We start from the raw sequence: 24,598 nt of genomic DNA on the forward strand, positions 1-24,598 counted from the left end.
GACCCGACGTGCTCACCATCCTGTTCGACGGCGTCGCCTACGGCATGATCCTGTTCGTGCTGGCCTGCGGGCTGTCCGTGACCATGGGGTTGATGAACTTCATCAACCTCGCCCACGGCGCCTTCGCCATGTTCGGCGGCTATGTCACCGTGCTGGCGATGCAGCGGCTCGGCCTGCCGTTCCTGTGGGCGCTGCCGGCGGCCTTCCTCGCCGCCGCGCTGGCAGGGCTGGTGCTGGAGCGGCTGGTCTACCGGCCGATGTACGCCAAGAGCCATCTCGACCAGGTGATGTTCTCGATCGGGCTGGTGTTCATGGCGGTCGCCGGCGCCGATTACCTGATGGGATCGAGCCAGCAATTCGTGCAGCTGCCGGAGTGGCTGCGCGGGCGCTTCGATGTCGCCGGCATCGGCGTCGGCCGCTACCGGCTCTTCATCATCCTGCTCTGCGGTGCCCTGGCCTTTGCGATGCAATGGGGCTTCACCCGCACGCGCTTCGGCAGCCGGCTGCGCGCCGCGGTCGACGATGCCAGGGTGGCGCGCGGCCTCGGCATCCCGGTCAACCGGCTGTTCTCGCTGACCTTTGCGTTTGGTTCCGGCCTTGCCGGTCTCGGCGGGGCGCTCGGCATCGAATTGATGGGGCTCGACCCGACCTTCCCGCTGAAGTTCATGATCTACTTCCTGATCGTGGTGACGGTCGGCGGCACCTCGACCATCTCCGGCCCGTTCTTCGCGGCGATGCTGCTCGGAGTCGCCGATGTCGCCGGCAAGTATCTGGTGCCGCAGCTCGGCGCCTTCATCATCTACGCGCTGATGGTGATCCTGCTGATCACCAGGCCGCATGGCCTCTTCGCCAGGGGCCGGGCATGAAGGCCGACAGCATCGAAGCGCGTGTCCGGCGCTCTCTTTATGGCGCCCGGCGCTGGCACCCGGCCGAGATCGTCTTCTGGGTCCTGGCGCTGGCGGCCTTCTTCCTGCTGCCGCGCCAACTGCTGATCCTCAATGAGATCGCGATCCTCGGGCTGTTCGCGCTCTCGCTCGATCTGATCCTCGGCTATGCCGGCATCGTCTCGCTCGGGCATGCTGCCTTCTTCGGCTTCGGCGCCTATGCCGCCGGACTCTTCGCCAAGCATGCCAGCGCCGACCCGCTGGCGGGACTGGCTGTCGGCATGGGCGCTGCCGGCCTGCTCGGCCTGCTCACCAGTCCGCTGATCCTACGCGGCAGCGACCTGACGCGGCTGATGGTGACGCTCGGCGTCGCACTGATCCTGGGGGAGCTGGCGAACTCGCTCGGCGGGATCACCGGCGGCGCCGACGGCCTGCAGGGCATCATGATGGGGCCGGTGCTCGGCCTGTTCGAGTTCGATATCTTCGGCAAGGTCGCCTATCTCTACTCGCTCGCCGTGCTGTTCGTATTGTTCGTGCTGGCACGGCGCATCGTGAGCTCGCCTTTCGGCCTGTCGCTGCGCGCGATCCGCGACAATCCCTTACGCGCCTCGGCCTCCGGCGTGCCGCTGCACTGGCGGCTCGTCGCGGTCTATACGCTCGCTGCGGCCTATGCCGGCGCGGCCGGGGCGCTGCTCGCCCAGACTACGCAGTTCGTCTCGCTCGACGTGCTCGCCTTCCATCGCTCGGCCGATCTGATGCTGGTGCTGATCATCGGCGGCGCCGGCTATCTCTATGGCGGGCTGATTGGTGCTGTCGCCTTCAAGCTGCTGCAGGATGTGATCGCCAGCTTCACGCCGCAATACTGGATGTTCTGGATCGGGCTGTTCCTGGTGCTGTTCGTGCTCGGCGGACGCGAACTGATCCATGGCGGGATCAAGGCTGTGGTCGGCCGCGTCGCGCGCCTCGGCCGGAGGGCGTCGACATGATGGCTGCGCTCCAGACCTTCGATCTGTGCAAGAGCTTCGGCGGCATCACGGCGACGGATCATGTCGACTTCACGCTGGCCAAGGGCGCCCGCCACGCGTTGATCGGCCCGAACGGCGCCGGCAAGACCACCTTCGTCAACCAGCTGACCGGTGTGCTGCGCCCGAGCTCCGGCCGCGTCGAATTGATGGGCGAGGACATCACCGCTCTGCCGCGCGAGACCCGGGTCGGGCGCGGGTTGGCACGGACCTTCCAGATCAACCAGCTCTTTGCGACGATGACGCCGGTCGAGATGATCGCGCTCGTCACCTCCGAGCGGCTCGGCCGCGGCCGGCAGCCCTTGCGCGCACTCGACAGGGATGCCGAACTCGTCGCCGAGACCGCTGAGATCCTCGCCCGCTTCAGGCTCGACGACATCATGGACGAGCGCATCGCGACCTTGCCCTATGGCAAGCAAAGGCAGATCGAGATCGCCGCGGCCTTCGCCGCCAAGCCCAGCGTGCTCCTGCTCGACGAGCCGGCGGCCGGCGTGCCCGAGGCCGAGCGGCGTGATTTGATGGCGACGGTCGCCGGACTGCCGGAGGATGTCTCGGTCCTGCTGATCGAGCACGACATGGACCTCGTCTTCCGCTTCGCCACACGGATCACGGTGCTGGTCAATGGCCGCCTGCTCGCCGACGGCTCGCCGAACGAGATCGCCAATGATCCGGCCGTCCGCGCCGCCTATCTCGGGGAGCATGGCCATGGCTGAGCTTCTCAAAATCGAACGCCTGAGCGCGGGCTATGGCGAGGCCCAGGTGCTGTTCGACATCGACCTTGCGCTCGCCGAAGGGCGTTCCTTGGCGCTGCTTGGCCGCAATGGCGTCGGCAAGACCACGCTAGTCAACAGCATCATCGGCGTCACCCGCCGCCGTGGCGGCAAGATCGCGCTGGCCGGACGCGACATCACCGGCTTCTCGCCGGAGCAGCGCGCCCATGCCGGCATCGGCTGGGTGCCGCAGGAGCGCAACATCTTCAAGTCGCTGACCGTGCTGGAGAACCTGACCGCAGTCGCGACGCCGGGTGCATGGACGACGGAACGCGTCTTCGCGATGTTTCCGCGCCTCGCCGAGCGCAAGGCCAATCTCGGCAACCAGCTCTCCGGCGGCGAACAGCAGATGCTGGCGATCGGCCGGGCACTGATGCTCAATCCCAAGCTGCTGCTGCTCGACGAGCCGACCGAAGGCCTCGCGCCGATCATCGTCGAGGAATTGCTGCGCGCCCTGAAACGCCTCGTCCGCGAGGAGGGGCTCTCGGCGATCGTCATCGAGCAGCACGCCCGCAAAATATTGGAACTCACCGACGAGGCGATCGTGCTCGAGCGCGGCCGCGTCGTCCTCGCCGCGGGGAGTGCCGAACTCCTCGCCGATCCGTCACGGCTGGAGCGCCATCTCGGCCTCGCCGCCGCCTGAGCCAACGACAGAACCGAGGAAAGGAAACGCCATGAGCCAGAGACAGAAGCCGCCGTTCCGGGGCGACATGGTCGGCAGCCTGCTGCGCAGTGCGCCGGTGAAAGACGCTCGCACCAAACACGCGGCTGGTGAGATCGGTCAGGCCGAATTGACCGCGATCGAGAACGAGGAGATCAGGAAGCTCGTCCGCAAGGAGGAGGAGGTCGGCCTGCAGGCCGTGACCGACGGCGAGTTCCGCCGCGCCTTCTGGCATTTCGACTTCCTCGACGGCCTCTCCGGCGTCACCAGCTTCGAGACCGATTCAGGCATCCAGTTCAAGGGCGTCACCACCAAGGGGCATGCGGTCCGCGTCACCGGCAAGCTCGACTTTCCGGACGATCACCCGCATCTCGCCCATTTCAAGTTCCTGGCCTCGACGACCAGCCGCGTGCCGAAGATGACGATCCCGAGCCCGTCCATGCTGCATTACCGCGGTGGCCGGAAGGCGATCGATCCGAGCGCCTATCTCAGGATCGAGGACTATTACGAGGATCTCGGCAAGGTCTACGCCAAGGCGATCAAGGCCTTCTACGATGCCGGCTGCCGCTATCTCCAGCTTGACGACACCAGCCTGTCCTATTTCTGCGATCCCGAGCAGCGCAAGATGCTGGCCGAGCGCGGCGACGACCCGGAACAGCTGGTCTTCATCTATCGCGACGTGCTCAATGCAGCGCTGAAGGCGAAGCCCGCCGACATGCAGATCACCACCCATACCTGCCGGGGCAATTTCAAGTCGACCTTCATTGCCTCCGGCGGCTACGAGCCGGTCGCCGAGATGGTCTTCAACGAGATCAATGTCGACGGCTATTTCATGGAGTGGGACGACGACCGCTCCGGCGGCTTCGAGCCACTGCGCTTCCTGCCCAAGGGCGACAAGCAGGTCGTGCTCGGGCTGGTGACCTCGAAATTCGGTGAGATCGAGAGCAAGGACAATCTCAAGCGCCGAATCGAGGCAGCCTCGAAGTTCGCGCCGCTGGAGCAACTCTGCCTGTCGCCGCAATGCGGCTTCGCCTCAACCGAGGAAGGCAATGTCCTGGCCGAGGACGAGCAATGGGCCAAGCTCTCGCGCATCCTCGAAGTGGCGAAGGAAGTCTGGGGATGAGCACCGAGCCCTGCTTCGACATCGCCCATCTCGGTCATGTCGAGCTTTTCACCGACAAGCCTCAGGAGAGCCTCGACTTCTTCGTCGACATCTTCGGGCTGACGGAGAGCGGGCGCGAGGGCGACAGCGTCTATCTGCGCGCCTGGGACGATTACGAGTTCCACACACTGAAGCTCACCGCGGCCAAGACCACGGGCGTCGGCCATATCGGCTATCGCGCCTCAAGCGAGGCGGCGCTCCTGCGCCGCGTCGCGGCGATCGAGGCGATGGGCTGCGGCATCGGCTGGAGCGAGGGCGATCTCGGCCATGGCCGGGCCTATCGCTTCCGCGATCCTGACGAGCATGTCTTCGAGATCTATTTCGAGACCAATAAGTATGCCGCTCCTGAAAAGGAGCGACCCGCCCTGAAGAACCAGGCGCAGCGCAACCATGGCCGTGGCTGCGCCGTGCGCCGGCTCGACCATCTCAATCTCCTGGCGCAGGACGTCGCGGCGATCCGCGATTTCATGCCGAAGGCGCTGGGCAGCCGCGTGACCGAGCAGATCGTGCTCGATTCCGGTGAAGTCGGCGGCTGCTGGTTCACCGTCAACAACAAGAGCTACGACATCGCCTATACCCGCGACCACACGCCGGCGCGCGGGCGCTTCCACCACGTCACCTATGCTGTCGACCAGCGCGAGCATATCCTCGAGGCGGCCGATCTCTTCCTCGAGAACGGCGTCTTCATCGAGACCGGCCCGCACAAGCACGCGGTGCAGCAGACTTTCTTCCTCTATGTCTACGAACCCGCCGGAAACCGCGTCGAGATCGCCAATGCCGGCGCCCGCCTGATCCTCGATCCCGACTGGCAGACCGTGACCTGGACGGAAGAGGAGCGGAAGAAGGGCCAGGCTTGGGGGCTGAAGACGATCGAGAGTTTTCACACCCATGGCACGCCGCCGGGGGCGAAGGGGTAGGGCGGGGTTCGATCAGATGGAATCGCTGGAACCGTCATTGCGAGGAGCCTAGCGACGAAGCAATCCAGGGGCGGCAGAGCTCTACGTCTTCCTGGATTGCTTCGCTTCGCTCGCAATGACGCTGGAGGGTGACTGCTCTCAAACCACCTCCGAGACGATCTTGGCGATCAGCGCGTTCGAAAGGATGACGGGGAGGCCGGCGGCGGCCGCCTCCTGGCGATGGCGCTCGACGAAGCCCATGCAGTCCATCAGCAGGATGTCGGCGCCGCGCTCGGCCAGGGCTTCAGCCGCCTCCGCGACTGTCAGGCCGTCGCCGCCATAGGGCGAGGCGGCGACATAAATCGGCGGGCGGCCGAGCGGCGTCCATTTCCCGGCCTCCGAGGCGATCTGCTCGGCGAGCGGCACGATGATGCCGAGCTGAGCATCCTGGACCAGTGCCGCGACCGTCGGCGGCAGGACGCGGTCCGGCTCGATCAATCGAGCGCGCTCCGTGCGCAGGCTGGCGAAATGCCCGGTGCAGAGCATCAGGATCGTGTTGCAGCCGGCAGCTTCGAGCATGGAAAGCTTGGTTTGCGCGGCACGCTCGGTGTGCTGGCGGTCGATGACGACCGAGGCCCCATCGAGCAGCTTGGTGATCAGCAGCGCGCCGCCGGGCTCGGGTGCGAAGTCACGGTCGATCTCATCGTGCGACAGGCCATCGAGCACGCCGGCATGCTGGCGCGGAAGCTCAGCACCCAGCACCGCATCGAGGATCGGCGTGATGTCGGCGCGCGGCGCCTGGCCGATTGTGAGGGTGCCGAGCTTGGCCATGGCTGCGTCCTTCTGGATGTAAGCGGCCCGGGCCGTTGCCGGCCCAGGCCTTGCGTATTCAAGGCTTGTTGAAGTTCTTCAGCACGGAGTCGAAGAAGGAGAAGATCGCGTCGCCGGCGATGACGCCCGCGGCGAAGACCTCCATGTCGCCTTCGCCATCGGCGCCGCGCAGCTTCTCCCAGACCAGGCGGCAGAGGATGCCGGCGAGCACCGCCCAGCCCGCCATCGGGAAGGCGATCAGCAGGCCGGTCGCGAAGAGCACGCCGATCTGGCGCTTCGGCCCGCCGATGAACTGCAGGATCGCGCCGGGGATCGCCCAGAGGAAGAGTTGCCAGGCCACACCGGGTGCAACACCGGCCTTGATCGTCGCGGCATAGACCTTGTTGACGGGGGCGACGAGGTTCCGGTCGAAGAACGACTGGTAGGAGACCAGCACGACCGCGCCGGCGACGACGAAGGCGAACATCGCGGCAAAGAGCTGCTGGCGGCGGCCTTCGCGCTCGAAGGCGGGATCGACGCCGTTGCCGCGCAAGAGGTAGCCGGCCTTGAGGTCGTAGCCCATGTCGGCGAAGGCGGGACCTGTCGCGGCCGAGAAGCCGACCAGCAGCGCCAGCGCCGGCATCGGGAAGCCCAAGAGCATGCCGATGATCAAAGTGATCAGCGCCACCGCGAAGGCCGGGAACCAGCCGGAATGCATCGCGGCGAGGCCGACGATCAGCTCATGCACATAGGCGGCGAAGGCGGCGTAGAGCACGAACAGGATCAGCATGCCGATCGACATGTCGCTCATCAGGCCGCCGACCAGAGCGAGGAAGACGGCAATGACGAGATAGCCGATCGTGCCGAGCCCGAGCGCGCGCTTCACCTCGGCGTCGGACGTACCCGCGGCGGCCTCGGCCTCTCTCTGCGCCTCGCTGCGGCGGAAGAGCAGCATGCCGACCTGCAGCAGCGCGACGAGGCCGGCGCCGATCATGAAGCCGTGCGGGATATAGGCGGCCATCAGGTCGCCCTTCGGGATGATGGTCTCGAAGAGCGGGCCGCCGAAGATCTGGCTGGAATAGCCGCGCAGCAGCAGGCCGATGCCGAACATGGCCAGCGCCCAGATATTGCCGATGAAGGCGACGCCGAAGGCTGACATCGGGATGGCGGAGACCGCAGTCGACCCGGCGAAGCCGATCCAGGCCAGCGGCACCTTGACGAAGCCGACGATGATCGCGGTGACGAAGCCGACGCCCATGAGCACCGCCTTGCGTCCGCCCTCGTCGCCGGCCTTGATCGCCTCGGCGGCGGCGACGCCCGGGGGCCAGGCACCGGTCGCCGGGAAGACGCGGGAATCGAACATCCGATAGAGCAGGTAGCCGTCGAGCAGCATGGCGAAGAAGGCGCCGGCCAGCATCGGCAGCACCAAATCCGGACGGCCGAGCAGCCAGGGGATGCCGACCGGCAGCAGCAGGCTGTTGGCCGCACCGAAGGTGGCCGAGGAGATCGCGCTCTGGGCCAGGTTCTGGACGTGGATCGAGCGGTAGCGCGCGAAGATCGCGAGCGGCACGCGCGCCAGCGCCATGGCGGCGAGCGCGCCGATCAGCGAGGTGTTGGCGGTGATGCCGAGCGACACCAGCAGCTGCATCCCGATGATCGCGCCGAAGACGCAGAGGATCGCGATCAGCGCCAGCGTCGCCGGCTCGAACAGGCTGGGGTGCCGCTGAGGCACCCCGTCGTTTTGCGTCGTCATGCCTCAATCCCCTCATTCGCCCCTGTGGGCTTGTCCGTTTGATCCGTCAGGCAACAAGGATGCCGGTCTTGGCTTCGCCGACATCCTGGGAGGCATGGGCGGCATGCATGCCGTAGTCGCGCTTGGCCGCTTCCGGCGAGACGAGGCCGAGCGCGATGTCGCGGGCGATCGCCTCTCGGGAGCGCTCGGAGGCCTGGCCGTAGCCGGCGCCGCCGGCGAGCACGAGCTCGACGATCTCGTGCGGCTGCTTGACCTGGACGAGCTCGCCTGTGCCGACGTCCTTGAGGACATGGCCCTGCTCGTCGATGACCCGACCGGAGGCGCCGCCGCCGGCCTTGCCCTGGAACAGGCCCGGGATCGGGTTGTTGACCCCTTCCGGATAGAGCGAGACCAGCGTCGGCAGGCCGTCATCGGAGAGCTTGCGCAGGCGAACGCGCTGGCCGAGGCCACCGCGCTGGCGGCCGGCGCCGCCGGAGTCGGTCAGGTAGGTCTTCTCGACCACCAGCACCGGCACCCGCGATTCGAAGGTCTCGATCGAGGTGTTGGCCGCCGAGGTCGGGTAGAGCAGGCCCGACTTGCCGTCGCCATGGGCCGAGCCGCCTTGGCCACCACCGACGAAGAGCATGTCGGAATAGGTGTCGCCGGCCTGGTCGCGGCCATAGACGCTCGCCGCTACCGGCAGGCCGGTGAAGGCCTGCACCTGCTTTGGCGCCGCCTGCGACAAAGCGCGGAAGATGTTCGGCGCTAGGTACCAGCCGGTGCGGGTGCGCAAATTGACCGCCAGCGGCTTGTCGCAGTTCAGGATCGAGCCCTTGGGCGCATCGATCGAGAAGGCGCGATAGCAGCCGGCATTGCCGCGCACCGATGGCGTGAGCATGCATTTCAGCGGGTAGGTGGCGTGCGCCATCGTGTAGTTGAGCGTGCAGTTCAGCCCGCCCTGCGGCAGCTGCGGCGGCGCGCCGGCGAAGTCGAGATGGATGGTGTCGTCCTTGACCGTCAGCGCTAGCGGATAGGTCATCGGCGTGCCGAGCGGGTTGTTCGAGACGGTGCCGTGATAGACGCCGTCCGGCAGCGCTCGGATCGCCTCGCGCATCGCCTTCTCGGAGCGGCTCTGCACGACATGGGCAAGCGCCCTGAGGTCCTGCATGCCGTAATCGGTGAGGAAGGACTGCAGCCGTTCGGCGCCGATGGCGTTGGCGGCGACGAAGGAATGGAGGTCGCCGAGCACCTGCTCGGAATTGCGGACGTTCTCAGCCAGCAGCCGGACCAGCGTCTCGTTGATCCTGCCGGCCTCGTAGAGCTTCATCGGCGGGATCTGGAAACCTTCCTCGTAGATCTCGCGGGCCCGCAGCGAATCCTTGGTGCCGCCGATGTCGGAGACATGGCCGACCGTGCCCATCAGGCCGACGACGCGGTTCCCCAGGAAGACCGGGGTGACGATGGCGATGTCGAAGAGATGGCCGGCGCAGAGCCAGGGATCATTGGTGATCAGCACGTCGCCGGGCTTCAGCGTATCGGCCGGATAGCGCTCCAGCAGCGCCTTGACCGCGCGTGGCAGCGTCAGGTTGAAGACCGGCATGGCGCGCGGCGAATGCGCCAGCGTCTCGCCCTCGGGATCGAGCAGCTCGCAGGCGAAGTCCTGCGCTTCCGAGATCACCAGCGAGAAGGCGGTGCGGCAGACGGTCAGCCACATCTCCTCGACGACGTTGATCATCCGGCTCCACATGATCTCCAGCGAGATCGGATCGGCCTCGATGCGGCGGGCGGCTTCGGCAAGCGGCATGCCGGCGGTGATCGTGGTCTCGGCCGCGTTGGCCTGGCCGACATGGATGATCAGGTTCAGGACATCGTCGATCGTGACCTTGTCGCCGGGCGGGACGATCGTGGTCGCCTCGCGCTCCTCGATGATCGCAGGGCCGCTGATGGTGTCGCCGGAGCGCAAGGCGTAGCGGTCGTAGACCTCGGCCTCGCTCCAGCCGCCCTCGAACCAGGCGCGGCGGCTGCCCTTGATCTTCACCGTGGCGTCGCCGCCGCCGGCCGCGCCGGAGAGCGAGAGCGTCGGCACCGGGCCGGCGCAGCGGACGCGGAAATTGATCGCCTCCAGCCGCGCGCCCTCGTAGACCGAGGTGTAGCGGGCCGAATAAGCCTTGCTGAAGGCGGCGCGGATCGCCTCCAGGCTCGACGCGTCGATCGCGCCTGAGGGCAGCGGCACGGAAATGTCGTGCATCTGGCCAACGAGGCGCATGTCGGCCGAGCGCTCGACCGTGACGTCGGCGAGCTTCACGCCGGCTTCGATCAGGTGCTTGCGGCCTTCCTCTTCCAGTTCGGTCAGAACGCGGTTGACTGCGGCGGCGTCGAAGCCCTCCGAGAATTCGACCGGCAGCGAGCGCACCTGATCGAAGGAGAGGGGCGCGGCAAGGAAGCCGAGTGCCGAAGCGGCACCTGAGGCCGGCGGGATGATGACCTGCTTGACGCCGAGGACGCGGGCGACGTCGACGGCATGGGCGGGACCGGCGCCGCCGAAGCCCACCATGGCGTAATGGCGGGGGTCCTTGCCCTTCTCGACGAGATGGACGCGGGCAGCCGCGCCCATGCTCTCGACCACGACCTTGTGGATGCCCCAGGCGGCCTCCTCGATCGAGAGGCCGAGCGGCTCGGCGACAGTCGAGACGGCCTTGCGCGCCGCGTCGAGATCGAGCGCCATGCGCCCGCCGAGGAAGAACTTCGGATCGTAATAGCCGAGGACGAGGTTGGCGTCGGTCACGGTCGGTTTGGTGCCGCCCATGCCGTAGCAGGCCGGGCCGGGATCGGAGCCGGCCGAATGCGGGCCGACCTTGAGCAGGCCGACCTCGTCGATCGCCGCGATCGAGCCGCCGCCGGCGCCGATCTCGATCATGTCGATCACCGGCGCCTTGATCGGCAGGCCGGAGCCCTTGGCGAAGCGGTTGACGCGGCCGGCTTCCAGCATCGGCGCGATCTCGGCGCGGCCGTCCTCGATCATGCAGGCCTTGGCGGTGGTGCCGCCCATGTCGAAGGAGATGACGTCCTTGTGGCCGGCGAGCTCGCCGAACAAGGCCGTGGCGAGGCCGCCGCCGGCCGGGCCGCTCTCCAGCAGGCGGATCGGGAAGGTGCGGGCGGTCTCGGGCGAGACCAGGCCGCCGGCCGAATGCATCAGCCGGAGCGCGCCGGTGAAGGAGCGGGCGGCGAGCTCGCGCTCGAGCCGCTCCAGATAGCGTCGCATCAGCGGCTGGACATAGGCGTTGGCGGCGGTGGTGACGAAGCGCTGGTATTCCCAGATCTCGGCGACGACCTCGCTCGACAGCGATACGGTCAGCTCCGGGCAGGTCTCGCGGACGATGCGGCCGGCTTCCTGCTCATGGGCGGGGTTGCGGTAGCTGTTGAGGAAGCAGATCGCGATCGCCTCGCAGCCGGCGGCGGCGAGCTCGCGGGCGGCCTTGCGCACGGCCTCGGTATCGAGCGCGGTCACCACCTTGCCGTCGCGGTCCATGCGCTCGGGCACTTCGAGGCGATGCTCGCGCGAGACCAGCGGGTCGGGGAAGGTCAGGAAGAGATCGTAGATGTCGTAGCGCTGCTCGGTCCCCATTTCGAGGATGTCGCGGAAGCCCCTGGTGGTGATCAGGCCGAGCCTGGAGCCCTTGCGCTCGATCACGGCGTTGGTGACCAGCGTCGTGCCGTGGACGATGTCGCCGACATCGGCGAGCGTGATCCCTGCCATCTCGACGAGCTCGCCGAGGCCGATCAGCGCCGCCTCGGACGGGTCGTGCGGCGTGGTCAGGCGCTTGTGCAGCCGGACCGAGCGCTCCTGCCCGTCATAGAGGATGAAGTCGGTGAAGGTGCCGCCGATGTCGAAGCCGATACGCCAACGATTGCTCATGGAGCAGTCTCCGCGGGTGAGATGTTCAAGGGAAAGAAGCGCTTGTCATGGGTCAGCGCCGCGATCTCGGCGGCGCCTTCGGCTAGGGAACCGATGATCGAAAGGCGCTCGCCCGGCTCGACCGTCGCGGCCGGGAAGGAGATGCAGAGCGCGACCTCGTCGCCGGTGGCGGGATCGCCGAGGCCGACAGAGATGGCGCGCACGCCGCGGACCGCTTCGTCATGGGATTCGGCGAAGCCGGCGCGCCGGGTCTCGGCCAGCCGCGCCAGCAGCTCGTCCATGTCGCGCGGGGCGGTCTGCGACGGGGCGGTGAAGCCCTCCGGATAGAGCGCGCGGACCTCGTCATCGGACAGGCGGGCGAGCAGAGCGCGGCCGGTGCTGGAGGCGAAGGCCGGGATGCGGTCGCCGATCGATGTGACGACGCGGAGCGCGTGCCGGCCGGGATGGGCGGTGACGCCGATGATCTCGGTGCCGCGGCGGACGCTGATATAGCCGGTATGGCCGATCTGATCGGAGACGCGCCCGACCACGGCGTCGGCGCGGTCGATCAGCGAAGCGGCGAAGCGATAGAGCTGGCCGACCTGCGCGAGCAGCAGCGCCGGGCGATAGCGCTTGCTGTCGCCGACCGTCTCCAGAAGCCCTTCGTCGCGCATCGCCCTGAGCAGGCGCGAGGCGTTGCTTTTGGGCATGCCGAGCAGGGTCACGAGGTCGGTCACTGTCACGTCGTGACGCGTGCTGGAGAAGCAACGAAGCACGTCTGCGGCTGCCGTGAGGATGGACATCCGGTCGCTTCCAAGAAAAGTTCCAAAAAATGGAACTTAAGTTGCAATAAAAGGAACAATACGCCGAGCTGACGATGAGTCAAGACGGTTTGTGTCGCTGGTGGGGTTCTGGCGGTTCGAATCGTTCGCGGCGGGAGGTGTCTCCCTGGAGGCTGATCGCCTGGGCGGCTCCCTTCCCCCTTGTGGGGAAGGGTAGGCGGATGGGGGCGCCTGGTGGCCGGCAGGAGAAAAGCGCTGACAGCAGCGGCAGCACAATGAGCGTCTGCCGATCGTTCCGGCTTTGCGACCCCCACCCCTGCCCCTCCCCACAAGGGGGAGGGGTTCTTGCGCCCTATCCTGGCGACGAAGCTTCCGACGACCACTTGCCCGGCAATCCCCGGGCGAGCTCACGGCACCAAAACCGATCAGACGGCTCCAAAAAATGGAGCCGTCTCCAAAAGACGGGAGCTGTAGCCCAGGATTGTAGCTCTCTTTATCTAAATATTTCAATAGCTTGGTGGGTGGCACGGAGGTTGCTGAGGCGACGCGCGGACTGGCTGGAGCGCAGCGGGCATGAACTGGCAGGCAATCGTCGATTTCGACGGGACCATCTCACGCGAGGATACGACCGATCGCGTGCTGCAGCGTTTCGCGGAGCCGGGCTGGGAAGAGATCGAGGCGGACTGGGTTGCCGGCAAGATCGGCTCGCGCGAATGCATGCAGCGTCAGGTCGCGCTGCTGCATGCCTCGCCCGACGTGTTCGACACCTTCGTCTCTTCGCTGGCGATCGACTGGGGCTTTGCTGCCTTTGTGCGGCTATGCCAGCGCGCCGGGATCCCGGTGACGGTCGTCTCCGACGGGCTCGACCGCACCATCCACGCGCTGCTCGGCCGCGCCGGCCTCAGCGGCCTCACCGTCGTCGCCAATCATGTCGAGCCGCTGCCCGGCGATCGCTGGCGGCTGACCTCGCCGCATGCCGACCCGTCCGGCGGTTGCGCCAGCGGCACCTGCAAGTGCCGCGTCGCCAGCAGCCTTTCCCGGCCGCTGACCCTGCTGGTCGGCGACGGCCGCTCGGATTTCTGCGTGGCCGGCCAGGCCGATCTCGTCTTCGCCAAGAAGAGCCTGATCGCACATTGCCGCGACAACGGCATCGGCCATCGCCCGTTCAACACCTTCTCGGAGGCTGTGGGCCTCCTCGAATCCCTGCTGTCGGAGACCACGACGGAACCGGCAGCCCCTGCACGCAAGGATATGATCAATGGATGACGGCTTCACCCTGCTCGACCGCGCCGAGCCGGTCGATGTTTCCTCCGCGCCGGCGGTGACGCTGGCCGAGGAAGAGGCCCGCCTGCTCGCGCTCGAGGCCGAATACTGCTCGCATGGCGACACCGTTCACTACACGCAGTTCCCGAAGATCTTCTCGGGCTGCGAAGGCTCGTTCATGCTCGATGCGGCGGGCAACCGCTTCCTCGACCTGCAGATGTGGTACTCGGCCGTCAATTTCGGCTACGCCAATCCGCGCCTGAACAATGCGCTGAAGCGCCAGATCGACACGCTGCCGCAGGTGGCGAGCCAGTATCTGCACCGCGAGAAGATCGAGCTCGCGGCGATGATCGCCCAGGACGCACAGCGCAAGTTCGGCACCAAGGGCCGCGTCCACTTCAATGTCGGCGGCGCCCAGGCGGTCGAGGATTCGCTCAAGCTCGTGCGCAACGCCAAGAAGGGCAAGAGCCTGATGTTCGCCTTCGAGGGCGGCTATCACGGCCGTACGCTCGGCGCCTCGGCGATCACCTCGTCCTATCGCTATCGCCGCCGCTTCGGCCATTTCGGCGAGCGCGCGCATTTCATCCCGTTCCCCTACCATTTCCGTGGGCCCAAGGGGATGAGCAAGGAAGAGTACGGGCATCACTGCGTGCAGCAGTTCGCCCGGCTGTTCGAGAGCGAATATAACGGCGTCTGGGATCCCAAGGTCGGCGAGGCCGAATATGCGGCCTTCTATGTCGAGCCGCTGCAGGGTACGGGCGGCTACGTCATCCCGCCGCCGAACTTCTTCATCGAGCTCAAGAAGGTGCTCGACCAGCACGGCATCCTGCTCGTCGTCGACGAGATCCAGATGGGCTTCTACCGGACGGGCAAGCTCTGGTCGATCGAGCATTTCGGCGTGCAGCCGGACGTGATCGTCTTCGGCAAGGCGGTGACCAACGGCCTGAACCCGCTCTCCGGCATCTGGGCCAAGGAAGAGCTGATCAACCCGACCGTGTTCCCGCCGGGCTCGACCCATTCGACCTTCAACGCCAACCCGCTCGGCACCGCCGTCGCGCTGGAAGCGATGAAGATGATGGAGGAAGAGGACTACGAGACCATGGTCATGGCCAAGGGCGCGTATTTCCTCGACGGTCTGCAGGGGCTGAAGCGCCGCCACAAGATCGTCGGCGAGGTCGACGGGCTCGGCATGGCCTTGCGGATCGAGATCTGCGAGCCGCATGACAGCTTCACCCCGTCGAAGCGGCTGGTCGACCTGATGTGCGACGAGGGCATGAAGGCGGACCTCGAGGTCGGCGGCAAGCGCTACGGCCTCGTGCTCGACATCGGCGGCTACTACAAGAACGTCATCACCCTCGCGCCGGCATTGACCATGAGCTATGCCGAAATCGACCTCGCGATCGAGCTGCTCGACCAGCTCTTCGCCCGCGTCGCCAGCGCCTGAGCAGTGGAGACGGGCCTTGCGCCTGCGCGTGATCGACCTTGACGGTAGCGTGGCGGCGCAGGAGCCGCTGCGCCGGCGCATCGACGCCGGCACGGCCGCGTGCATCGCCGCGGCTGACCTTGCCGGCGCCATGCGCATCGTCGCGGGCCGCCGGGCCAAGGCCGAGCTGCTGCAGCGGCTTGGCCAGCGTGATGGCGAAGGTCAGGGCGTGCCCGTCTTCTTCTACGGCTCCGGCGATTTCCACCACGTCACCTCGGTGCTGCTGAGCCGCGTCGAGGAACCGGTCACGGTCGTGCATTTCGACAACCATCCCGACTGGGTCAGCTTCCCGGCCACGGTGAATTGCGGCGCCTGGGTCAACCGGGCGCTGGAGCTGCCGCAGGTCCATAAGGTCGTGACGATCGGCCCGTGCAGCGACGATCTCGTCCGCCCGGAATGGCAGTTCGCAAACTTGCGGGCCGTGGCCGAGGGGCGGATCGCGCTCTACCCCTGGCGGCATGAACCGTCGCGGGTCTGGGGGCGCTATGGCAAAGCCGACAGCTTCCGCCAGCAGGGTGGCCATCTGCATTGGCGCAACCTCGCGGATGTGGATTGGTCCGACTTCCTCGACGAGCTGATCTCGGCGATCCCGACCACCGCCGTCTGGCTGACGATCGACAAGGACGTGCTCGGGCCTGGCGATGCCTGCACCAATTGGGACCAGGGCGAATTGCCGCTGCGCCATCTGCTGGCGGCGGTCGAGCGGCTGGCTAGCGAGCGCCGGATCGTCGGCGCCGATGTCTGCGGTGACTGGTCCGAGCCGCGCTTCACCGATCCCTTCCGCGCGGCGCTCGCCTATTTTGACCATCCGCCACGCTTCAGGCCGACGCCCGAGCAACTCTCCGTCAACGCCCGCGTCAATGCAGGCCTGATCGACTGCTTCCAGCGGGTGCTGTCATGAACACGACGATTATCTTCTGGTTCGTGCTGTCGGTGATCTGCGACGTTGCCGGACAGATCTTCTTCAAGATCGGCGCCGACCGGCTGCCACAGGGAGCCGACTTCCGGACCACGGCGGCGGCGGCGGCGCGTTGCGGCTGGGTCACCGCCGGGCTCGTGACCTATGTCGCCGAGTTCTTCATCTGGTTGCGTATTCTTGCCGAAGTGCCGCTTTCAATCGCCTTCCCGATCGCCAGCGCCAATTTCCTCGCCATCACCCTGGCCAGCTCAGTCTTTCTCGGCGAGCGCGTCGGCCGGCGGCAATGGCTGGGCTCCCTCCTGATCACCTGCGGCGTCATCATCGTCGCCAGAACAGCCTGACGGACATGTTCCGATGACCAAGCGCGATTTCAGTGTCCGCCTCGCCGGTGACCGGACCGGCTTCCTGCTCATCCACGGCCTCGGCGGCACCCCGGTCGAATTGCGCTTCGTCGCCCGCGCGCTGCACCGGGCGGGCCATACTGTGCACTGCCCGCAACTCGCCGGGCATTGCGCCGGCGAGGCCGAGATCCTCGCCACCGACTGGCGCGACTGGACGCAGAGCGTGCTCGACGAGCTCCAGCGCATGCGCGAGATCTGCGACACGGTGATCGTCGGCGGGCTCTCCATGGGCGCGGTGCTGGCAATGCATGTCGCCGCCCTGCGCCCGAACGAGGTCGACGGGCTCGCGCTCTACGCCCCGACCCTCTGGTATGACGGCTGGTCGATCCCGCGCTACGCCTTCCTGCTGAAATGGTTCATCAACGCGCCGCTCGTGCGGCGCTACAGCTTCGTCGAACGCGAGCCCTACGGGCTGAAGGACACCCGCGCCCGCGCTTTCGTGGTCTCGTCGCTGACGAGCGGCGACAGCTCGACCGCCGGCCTGCTCGGCACGCCCGCCGGCGCGCTGAAGCAGATGTGGGAGCTGATCGCCGTCACCCGCCGCGAGCTGCCGCAGGTGAAGTGCCCGGCCCTGCTGGTCCATCCGCGCGAGGACGATATCGCCGATCTCTCGAACGCCTTCGAGATCCAGCGCAAGCTCGGCGGGCTGGTCGATGCGGTGATCCTCGATGACAGCTATCATCTCGTCACCATCGACCAGCAGCGTGACATCGTGATCGAGCGCTCGCTGGCGCTGGCCTCGCGGCTCGCCAAGGCCCGCCGCCCGGCGACGCCGTTGCGTGTCGTGGCAGCCGAATGAGCACGCCCGAAGGCCGTATCCTGGCCGGCATCGCGGACATCGCCGCTGCCGCCTGGGACGCCTGCCTGCCCGGCGAGGCCGAATCCTATGCCTACTACACGGCCTGCGACGCGATCGCCGCGCAGACGGGCGTCGGCCTGCGCATGGCCGCCGCCTGCGCGGAGGTTGACGGCGAGGTCGTCGCGGTGGCGCCGTTCTTCCGGCTGAACTACCGGCTCGACACGCCGCTGCAGGGCAAGCTGCGGAGCTTCGGCGACGCGCTGTTCCGCCATGTGCCGGGGCTGGTCACGCTGAAGGTGCTCTGCGTCGGCTCGCCCTATGCCGAGCGCTGCCATCTCGGCTTCTCGCCGAAGCTCGACGCCGCCGGGCGTGCCGCCGCCTTCCAGGCGCTCGCCGCCGCGCTGGAGCGGCAGGCGACCGAGGAGAAGGCGCATCTCGTGGTCTGGAAGGACCTGGCGCCGGCCGAGGAAGAGGGCTTCGGTCGTGCCTTGAAGCAAGCGGGCTTCGCCCGGCTCGGCAGCCTGCCGATCGCGCTGCTCGACCTGCCCTTCAAGGACGAGGCTGCCTATCTCGCCTCGCTCTCGGCGGCGACGCGCAAGGACATCAAGCGCAAGCTCGCCAAGGCGAGCGAGGTCCGTATCGCCTTCCACACTGACATTGCCGGGCTGGAGCCCGGGATCGACGAACTCTACGAGGCGACGCGGGCGCAGAGCGGGCTCGACTATGGCGAGCTCGAAGTGCTGCCGCCCGGCTATTTCGGCGCGGTCTCGCGGGCGCTCGGCGAGCGGGCAGTGTTCGCGCTCTACTGGATCGGCGATGAGCTCGCCGCCTTCAACCTGCTGCTGGTCGAGCCCGGCCGGGTGATCGACAAGTTCCTGGGCATGCGCTACCCGCTGGCCCGCGAGCACAATCTCTACGCCGTGAGCTGGATGGCGAATGTCCGCTTCTGCCTGGAGCACGGCATCCACGCGCTCCAGAGCGGCCAGACGGCCTATGCCTCCAAGCTGCGCTTCGGCAGCCGGCTGGTGCCCTCGACCCTGCATGTGAGGCACCGGCTCGCGCCGCTGCAATGGGCGCTGCGCTCCTTGAGTCCCTGGCTCGGCTTCGAGCGCTTCGACCCCGATCTTGCCGCAATCGCCCGAAAGAAGGCCGCATGAGTACGATCTCGCCACCGGCAAGCAATTCATGGGGGCGCCAGCTCGCGATCTGGCTCGCCTTCATCGTGCTCGACACCGGCACGCAGCTCGCCTTCAAATGGGGCGCGGACGGGATCGGCGACATGGATTTCGGCCTCGCCATGATGGCGAAGGCGATTTCGCTGCCCGGCGTCTGGCTGGCGACGCTCGGCTATATCGGCGTCTTCGTCGTCTGGATGGCGATCCTGCGCGACATGCCGCTCAGCCGTGCCTTCCCGATGACGGGACTGGTCTATGTCACAGTTCCGCTGTTCGCCTGGTTCACCTTCGACGAGCACATCGATCTGGTTCGTGCCGGCGGAATCGCGCTGATCATCGCAGGCGTGTTCCTGCTCGGGGGTGACGAATGAGACGCGGACTTGGCCTTGGACTTGGCCTGGCCTCGCTGGCGGCTGCTACTCTGATGGCGACGCTGCCGGCCCTAGCCGATCCGATGAGCGACGTCGTCGGCCGCTGGCGCGATTCGGACGGCGAATCCGAGATCGCCATCGCCCGCTGCGGCCCGGCGCTATGCGGCAAGATCGTCTGGCTGAAAGAGGCGCGCTTCGACATCTACAATCCCAATGAAGGGCTGCGGAAACGCTCGTTGATGGGAATCCAGGTGCTCTCCGGCTTCAAGCCGGCCGCGAAAGGCGGGCTGGAAGGCGAGGGCTACAACCCGGCCGACGGCAAGACCTATCGCACGACGCTCGAACTGGACGCCTCCGGGAGCCTCGTCGTGCGCGGCTGCGTGCTCGGCGGCCTGATCTGCGACGACGACATCTGGTCGCGGCAGCCATGACGGCCGCCGGCGGCCGGGGGTGACAGAAACGGGATCCGGCATGTCGACGCGGATGGCATCGCTCAGGTTCAGGCTGGTGATCGGCTTCATGCTGGTCAGCGTGCCGGCGATGCTGGGCTCGGCCTTCATCGCCGCTAAGCTGATCTCGGACGCCTTCGAGGACAATGTCGAGCAATGGCTCGGCGATACCTCGCGCTTCTTCGCACTGGAGATCGCCGAGGCGACGCAGGAGGCGCAGCGCGTCGCAGGCGTGATCGGCCATCGGCTCGAACAGTCGAGCGACGACCACAAGATGCAGCGCACGGTCGAGCGCGAATTCGCTGTGCTGAACTCGGTCGGCTACGACCTGATCGCGATCTATCGCCCCGGCGGCGAGGTGCTGTACAAGACGCGCGATTTCAGCAGCCCCGCCCCGCTGCCGACCGAGACCAGTCTCGGCCTGTTCCGGATCGAGACCGACGGCAAGCGCTGGATCATGGCGGGCGCCGTCCAGGCCGTTCAGATCGGCGGCCAGCCGGCCAACCTTCTCGTCGGGACCTGGCTCGACGAAAGCTCCTTCGGCGGCATCAAGGTGGTGACTGCGCTTGAGATTCGCTTCTTCGCCCTGTTCGATGGCAAGCCCGAACTCGTGATGCAGACGCATTCCGACCGCGCGGCCGTGGTGCCGGAGGCCATAAGGGCCAAGCTGGAGGCCGGAGAGGATGGAATCTTCGACTCCGATGCCGATGGCGGCGCCTACCGGGCCGTCTATGCGGGCCTGCGCGGCATCGACGGCCAGCTCGCGGCGATCAGCTTCATCGGCATGCGCAGCGAGGCGGGCTTCTTCGAGCAGCTCGGCCGGGAGAGCCTGTTCCTTGGCATCTTCCTGCTTGGCAGCGCGATCTCGATCGTCGTCGGCATCCTGACCTCGGACCTCCTGGTGCGGCCGCTGCGCGCGCTGACCCATGGCGTGCGGGCGATCGCGGCCGGGGATTTCGGCCAGCGCGTCTCGGCGGGCGGCGGGCGCGAGCTCGTCGAGCTCGCCACCGGCTTCAACGGCATGGCCGAGCAGCTCGGCAAACTGCAGGAACTCGAGGCGGAGCTCAGGCGAAAGGACCGGCTCTCGGCGCTCGGCCAGGCGGCGATGGTGATCGCCCATGAGGTGCGCAACCCGCTCGGGATCATCAAGACCTCGACGGAGGTGGTGCGCAACCGCGCCAAGCTCGGCGGCGCCGAGGAGAAGATGCTGGGCTATGTCATCGACGAGGTCCGCCGCATCGAGACCCTGGTCCGCGACTTCCTCGACTTTGCCCAGCCCAAGCCGCCGGTGAAGGTCGAGCTGCCCTTGCGCGCGGTGATCGATCGCGTCGCGGCGATCGCGGCACCGGAACTCTCCCGGCAGAAGGTCGCGCTCTCGGTCGAGGACCATAGCGACGGCGCGACGGTCCTCGGCGATCCCGACCAGCTCTACCAGGCCTGCCTCAACCTCGTCCTCAACGCGATCGATGCCATGCCGGACGGGGGCATGATCCAGGCCGGCGTGCGCGCCACCGGCGAGTGCGTCTCGCTGACGATCAGCGACGAGGGCCCAGGCGTGCCGGATGCGATCCGTCAGGAGATCTTCAACCCGTTCTTCACCACGAAGGCCAAGGGCTCCGGGCTCGGGCTCGCCAAGGTGCAGACCGTGGCGGAGGCCCATGGCGGCAGTGCCTGCTGCGTCTGCGAGCCGGGGAGGGGCGCCGCCTTCACCATCACCTTGCCGCGGGCGAAACCGGGAGCGTCGGCATGAGCCATTCCATCCTCGTGGTCGACGACGAGGTGCGGCTGGCCGACGTGCTGGCGGCGGCGCTGGAGGATCTCGGCTACCGGGCGACGGCCGTCCACAGCGCGCGCGCCGCGCTCGTCGAGCTCGAACGAGCGCGCTTCGACCTGGTGCTGACCGACCTCAGGCTGCCGGTGATGGACGGGCGCGCGCTGCTGCGCGAGGTCCGCAGCCGCTGGCCCGAGGTCCCGGTCATCATCATCACCGCCTTCGCGGCGGTGCGCGACGCGGTCGACCTCGTCAAGGAGGGCGCGTTCGACTACATCGCCAAGCCCTTCGAGATCGACGATGTCTCGGCCACGATCCGGCGGGCGCTGCGCCTCGCCGACGTCGTGCGCGACAATGAAAGGCTGCGCAGCGAACTCGAGGGCCGCTACAGCTTCGATACGCTGATCGGCAGCAGCGCCGCCTTCCGGCGCGTCATCGAGCAGGTCACCGAGGTCTGCGAGACGAAGGCGACCGTGCTGCTCAACGGCGAGAGCGGCACCGGCAAGGAACTGGTGGCCAAGGCGATCCACTTCAACAGCCCGCGCCGCGACAAGCCCTTCATCGCGGTCAACTGCGCGGCGATTCCCGAGCCCCTGCTGGAGAGCGAGCTCTTCGGCCATGTGAAGGGCGCTTTCACCGGGGCGCTCGCCAACCGTACCGGGCGCTTCGCCGCGGCCGATGGCGGCACGCTCTTCCTCGACGAGATCGGCGACATGCCGCTGCCGATCCAGGCCAAGCTGCTGCGGGTGATCCAGGAGCGCAGCTTCGAGCCTGTCGGCGCGACCCGGACCCAGACGGTCGATGTCAGGCTGGTCGCGGCGACGCACAAGGACATGCGCCAGGCCGTCGACAAGGGCAGCTTTCGCGAGGACCTGTTCTACCGGCTCAACGTCTTCCCGATCCTGCTGCCGCCGCTGCGCGACCGCGCCGACGACATCCCGCTGCTATCGTCGCATTTCCTGGCCGAGCTCGCCGATGCCATGGGCAAGCGCGCGAGCGGGTTCTCGCCGGCCGCCCTGGCTGCGATGACCGCCTATGACTGGCCGGGCAACATCCGGGAACTGCACAATTGCATCGAGCGGGCGGTGATCGTCGCCAAGACGCCGACGATCGATGCCACCGACCTGCCGCAGGACCTGTTCAGCACCCCTCGCCGCAGCGATCGCGACAGCCTGCCGCGCGATCTCGACGCCGAGCTCGAACGGATCGAGCGTGATTTCATCATCGAGGCGCTCAGGCGCAGTGACGGCGTGCAGGTCAGGGCTGCGAAATTGCTAGGCATAGCGGAAAGAAGCCTTTGGCACCGCATTAAGAAACTCGGTATTAGGCTAGGCCGCGCCATCGCGGACTGACGACTCACGGGACGACCTCCTCCATGCTTTCTCTCGGACGTCACGAACGCCCAGCCCGCGGCCGGCGCCGGCATGCCGCTGTCCTGGCCGGGATCGCCGCGCTGCTCGTCATCTCGAACGGGGCCGTGCGCGCGAACGACGATGACGACGACGATGACGACACCAAGAAGATCCTGACCGATCCGACACCGGCCAAAGGCTGGATCATCACGTTGGGCGGCTCCTTCCAGGTCGGGCCGAAATATGACGGGGCGAATTCCGCCGGACCGTCCTTCATGCCGTCGCTGTCGTGGCGCCGCGCCGGCGAACCGGCCGGGTTCAGCGCCCCCGACGACAGCCTGGACTACGCGATCTACGATACCGACCGCTTCGATATCGGCGTGGTCGGCGCCTATCGCGCCGGCCGCTATTCGGGCTCGAGCATCCGGCTCCTCGGCATGCGCGACGTGCCCTGGGCGATCGAGGCCGGCGTCTTCGCCGAGTACTGGGTGATTCCCGAGCGGCTGCGCACGCGCGTCGAGGTTCGCCAGGGCTTCAACGGCCACCACGGCGTGGTCGCTGACTTCTCGGCCGACTGGGTCGAGCGCTTCGGCGCCTTCACCTTCGCCGTCGGCCCGCGCGCCTCGCTCGGTAGCGCCTCCTATATGCGCCGGAATTTCGGCGTGCTGCCCGGAGAGGCCGCGCTCAACGGCACGATTTCCGCCTACAAGCCGGGCGCCGGCGCCAAATCGGTCGGCCTGGCCTCATCGCTGGAATATGCGTGGTCGCCGAGCTTCTCGACTACGCTGTTCGCCCGCTATGATCGCCTGGTCGGGGATGCCGGCAACTCGCCGCTGGTCGACCAGCTCGGACAGCGCAACCAGTTCTCGGTCGGCATCGGCGCGAGCTATTCCTTCCACGTCGGCGGCTGAGGCCGACCAGCCGACGCTCAGGGCACCAGGATCACGCCCGAGCTGGCGAAGGAGAGCCAGACCGGCGTGCCCGGCAGCAGCATGTCGTCGACATCGTGGCTGATGACGAAGAGCTCGCCGACGGCGGTCTCGATCATCAGGTCGAGATGGTTGCCGAGATAGGCGCATTTGCGGACCGTGCCGGGCAGGGTGCCCTGGCTCTCATGGCGCGAGACCAGCAGGCTCTGCGGCCTGATCGCCGCCTTGGCCGGGCCCGGCTGCAGGCCGCGCGAGGGCAGCGAGACCCTGGCCGGCCCGATCGCGACCTCTGCCCGTCCGTCTGCCACTGATGTCACGGTGACGCCGACCATGTTGGCGTCACCGATGAAGTCGGCGACGAAGGCGTCGGCGGGCTCCTCGTAGAGCTGGCGCGGTGTGCCCTGCTGGGCGATGCGGGCGTTCGACATCACGATGATGCGGTCGGAGACGGCGAGGGCCTCCTCCTGGTCGTGCGTGACATAGGCGACGGTGAGGTTCAGCGCCTGCTGCAGTTCGCGAATCTCCTCGCGCACGCGCCGGCGCAATTTGGCGTCGAGATTGGAGAGCGGCTCGTCGAAGAGCAGCACCTGCGGCTCCAGGACGAGCGCGCGGGCGACGGCGACGCGCTGCTGCTGGCCGCCTGAGAGCTCCGAGGGAAAACGCTTCTCGAAGCCCTTGAGGCCGACCAGCGCCAGCTTCTCCAGCGCCATCTCCTGGGCCTTGGCCTTGGACAGGCCCTTCACGGTCGGGCCGTAGGCGGCATTCTCGAGCACGTTCATATGCGGGAAGAGCGCATAGGACTGGAAGACCATGCTGACGTCGCGATCGGCAGCCGAGAGCCGGGTGACGTCCTTGTCGCCGATCATGATCTGGCCTTCGCTGGCGATCTCCAGCCCGGCGATCATGCGCAGAGTCGTGGTCTTGCCGCAGCCGGAGGGGCCGAGCAGCGTGACGAGCTTGCCGGCCTCGATCGAGAAGCTGACATTGTCGACCGCCGTCACCGCGCCATAGCGCATACTGACATTGCGGAACTCGACGGAGGCGGGGCCGGCCTTGGGCATGGCTGCGACGT

General features: G+C 67.3%; 22 protein-coding genes. 17 read left to right on the top strand and 5 right to left on the bottom strand.

Annotated elements, in window-relative coordinates; all coding sequences use genetic code 11:
- Window positions 1-8 precede the first annotated feature (8 nt).
- From AC3WLC_RS05560 to AC3WLC_RS05585, 6 genes are read left to right on the top strand one after another with little or no spacing between them, the layout of a single operon-like run.
- Window positions 9-866: a branched-chain amino acid ABC transporter permease gene (locus AC3WLC_RS05560; protein WP_493682929.1), complete on the top strand. Its 858-nt coding sequence runs from the start codon at window positions 9-11 to the stop codon at window positions 864-866.
- Window positions 863-1,870, top strand: coding sequence for a branched-chain amino acid ABC transporter permease (locus AC3WLC_RS05565; RefSeq protein ID WP_493682930.1), 1,008 nt, complete (start codon window positions 863-865; stop codon window positions 1,868-1,870). The genes AC3WLC_RS05560 and AC3WLC_RS05565 overlap by 4 nt, the downstream gene beginning before the upstream one ends.
- Complete coding sequence (locus tag AC3WLC_RS05570) at window positions 1,867-2,619, top strand: ABC transporter ATP-binding protein (RefSeq protein ID WP_493682931.1); 753 nt, start codon at window positions 1,867-1,869, stop codon at window positions 2,617-2,619. The genes AC3WLC_RS05565 and AC3WLC_RS05570 overlap by 4 nt, the downstream gene beginning before the upstream one ends.
- Window positions 2,612-3,319, top strand: a complete 708-nt coding sequence (locus AC3WLC_RS05575) for an ABC transporter ATP-binding protein (protein WP_493682932.1) — start codon at window positions 2,612-2,614, stop codon at window positions 3,317-3,319. The genes AC3WLC_RS05570 and AC3WLC_RS05575 overlap by 8 nt, the downstream gene beginning before the upstream one ends.
- A 31-nt stretch (window positions 3,320-3,350) precedes the next feature.
- Complete coding sequence (locus tag AC3WLC_RS05580) at window positions 3,351-4,460, top strand: 5-methyltetrahydropteroyltriglutamate--homocysteine S-methyltransferase (protein ID WP_493682933.1); 1,110 nt, start codon at window positions 3,351-3,353, stop codon at window positions 4,458-4,460.
- Window positions 4,457-5,416 (top strand): catechol 2,3-dioxygenase, encoded by a 960-nt coding sequence (locus tag AC3WLC_RS05585; protein ID WP_493682934.1) that lies wholly within the window; start codon window positions 4,457-4,459, stop codon window positions 5,414-5,416. Before AC3WLC_RS05580 ends, AC3WLC_RS05585 begins: the two co-directional genes overlap by 4 nt.
- A 138-nt stretch (window positions 5,417-5,554) precedes the next feature.
- Here AC3WLC_RS05585 and AC3WLC_RS05590 read toward each other — a convergent pair whose 3' ends face one another.
- Genes AC3WLC_RS05590 through AC3WLC_RS05605 form a run of 4 tightly spaced genes read right to left on the bottom strand, consistent with a single transcriptional unit; the run spans window position 5,555 to window position 12,635 of the window.
- The gene (locus AC3WLC_RS05590) at window positions 5,555-6,226 is read right to left on the bottom strand and encodes an AroM family protein (RefSeq protein ID WP_493682935.1); all 672 of its coding nucleotides are present in this window, start codon (window positions 6,224-6,226) and stop codon (window positions 5,555-5,557) included.
- A gap of 58 nt (window positions 6,227-6,284) precedes the next feature.
- Window positions 6,285-7,958, bottom strand: coding sequence for an OPT/YSL family transporter (locus AC3WLC_RS05595; RefSeq protein ID WP_493682936.1), 1,674 nt, complete (start codon window positions 7,956-7,958; stop codon window positions 6,285-6,287).
- 46 nt (window positions 7,959-8,004) lie between these two features.
- A complete protein-coding gene (locus tag AC3WLC_RS05600; RefSeq protein WP_493682937.1) occupies window positions 8,005-11,853 on the bottom strand; it encodes a hydantoinase B/oxoprolinase family protein in 3,849 nt (1,282 codons plus the stop codon).
- Window positions 11,850-12,635 carry an IclR family transcriptional regulator gene (locus AC3WLC_RS05605; protein WP_493682938.1) on the bottom strand — a complete coding sequence of 262 codons (786 nt, stop codon included), beginning with the start codon at window positions 12,633-12,635 and terminating at the stop codon, window positions 11,850-11,852. Before AC3WLC_RS05605 ends, AC3WLC_RS05600 begins: the two co-directional genes overlap by 4 nt.
- A 552-nt stretch (window positions 12,636-13,187) precedes the next feature.
- Here AC3WLC_RS05605 and AC3WLC_RS05610 point away from each other — a divergent pair.
- From AC3WLC_RS05610 to AC3WLC_RS05660, 11 genes are read left to right on the top strand one after another with little or no spacing between them, the layout of a single operon-like run.
- On the top strand, window positions 13,188-13,880 hold the full coding sequence (locus AC3WLC_RS05610; RefSeq protein WP_493682939.1) for an MtnX-like HAD-IB family phosphatase: 693 nt from the start codon (window positions 13,188-13,190) through the stop codon (window positions 13,878-13,880).
- Complete coding sequence (locus tag AC3WLC_RS05615) at window positions 13,873-15,321, top strand: aspartate aminotransferase family protein (RefSeq protein WP_493682940.1); 1,449 nt, start codon at window positions 13,873-13,875, stop codon at window positions 15,319-15,321. The genes AC3WLC_RS05610 and AC3WLC_RS05615 overlap by 8 nt, the downstream gene beginning before the upstream one ends.
- A gap of 16 nt (window positions 15,322-15,337) precedes the next feature.
- Window positions 15,338-16,261 carry an arginase family protein gene (locus AC3WLC_RS05620; protein WP_493682941.1) on the top strand — a complete coding sequence of 308 codons (924 nt, stop codon included), beginning with the start codon at window positions 15,338-15,340 and terminating at the stop codon, window positions 16,259-16,261.
- A complete protein-coding gene (locus AC3WLC_RS05625) occupies window positions 16,258-16,620 on the top strand; it encodes an EamA family transporter (protein ID WP_493682942.1) in 363 nt (120 codons plus the stop codon). The genes AC3WLC_RS05620 and AC3WLC_RS05625 overlap by 4 nt, the downstream gene beginning before the upstream one ends.
- A 13-nt stretch (window positions 16,621-16,633) precedes the next feature.
- The gene (locus AC3WLC_RS05630) at window positions 16,634-17,479 is read left to right on the top strand and encodes an alpha/beta hydrolase (RefSeq protein WP_493682943.1); all 846 of its coding nucleotides are present in this window, start codon (window positions 16,634-16,636) and stop codon (window positions 17,477-17,479) included.
- On the top strand, window positions 17,476-18,636 hold the full coding sequence (locus tag AC3WLC_RS05635) for a GNAT family N-acetyltransferase (protein ID WP_493682944.1): 1,161 nt from the start codon (window positions 17,476-17,478) through the stop codon (window positions 18,634-18,636). The genes AC3WLC_RS05630 and AC3WLC_RS05635 overlap by 4 nt, the downstream gene beginning before the upstream one ends.
- Window positions 18,633-19,025 (top strand): DMT family transporter, encoded by a 393-nt coding sequence (locus AC3WLC_RS05640; protein ID WP_493682945.1) that lies wholly within the window; start codon window positions 18,633-18,635, stop codon window positions 19,023-19,025. The genes AC3WLC_RS05635 and AC3WLC_RS05640 overlap by 4 nt, the downstream gene beginning before the upstream one ends.
- Window positions 19,022-19,456 carry a DUF2147 domain-containing protein gene (locus AC3WLC_RS05645; protein WP_493682946.1) on the top strand — a complete coding sequence of 145 codons (435 nt, stop codon included), beginning with the start codon at window positions 19,022-19,024 and terminating at the stop codon, window positions 19,454-19,456. The genes AC3WLC_RS05640 and AC3WLC_RS05645 overlap by 4 nt, the downstream gene beginning before the upstream one ends.
- 40 nt (window positions 19,457-19,496) lie before the next feature.
- Complete coding sequence (locus AC3WLC_RS05650; protein WP_493682947.1) at window positions 19,497-21,224, top strand: sensor histidine kinase; 1,728 nt, start codon at window positions 19,497-19,499, stop codon at window positions 21,222-21,224.
- Complete coding sequence (locus AC3WLC_RS05655) at window positions 21,221-22,597, top strand: sigma-54-dependent transcriptional regulator (protein WP_493682948.1); 1,377 nt, start codon at window positions 21,221-21,223, stop codon at window positions 22,595-22,597. Before AC3WLC_RS05650 ends, AC3WLC_RS05655 begins: the two co-directional genes overlap by 4 nt.
- Before the next feature lie 23 nt (window positions 22,598-22,620).
- Window positions 22,621-23,508: a MipA/OmpV family protein gene (locus tag AC3WLC_RS05660; protein WP_493682949.1), complete on the top strand. Its 888-nt coding sequence runs from the start codon at window positions 22,621-22,623 to the stop codon at window positions 23,506-23,508.
- Window positions 23,509-23,525: 17 nt separating this feature from the next.
- Here the strand turns inward: AC3WLC_RS05660 and AC3WLC_RS05665 are convergent, their stop codons facing one another.
- A complete protein-coding gene (locus AC3WLC_RS05665; protein ID WP_493682950.1) occupies window positions 23,526-24,587 on the bottom strand; it encodes an ABC transporter ATP-binding protein in 1,062 nt (353 codons plus the stop codon).
- Window positions 24,588-24,598 lie beyond the last annotated feature (11 nt).

The sequence above is a fragment of the Allobosea sp. GW821-FHT03A12 genome, from assembly GCF_058986765.1.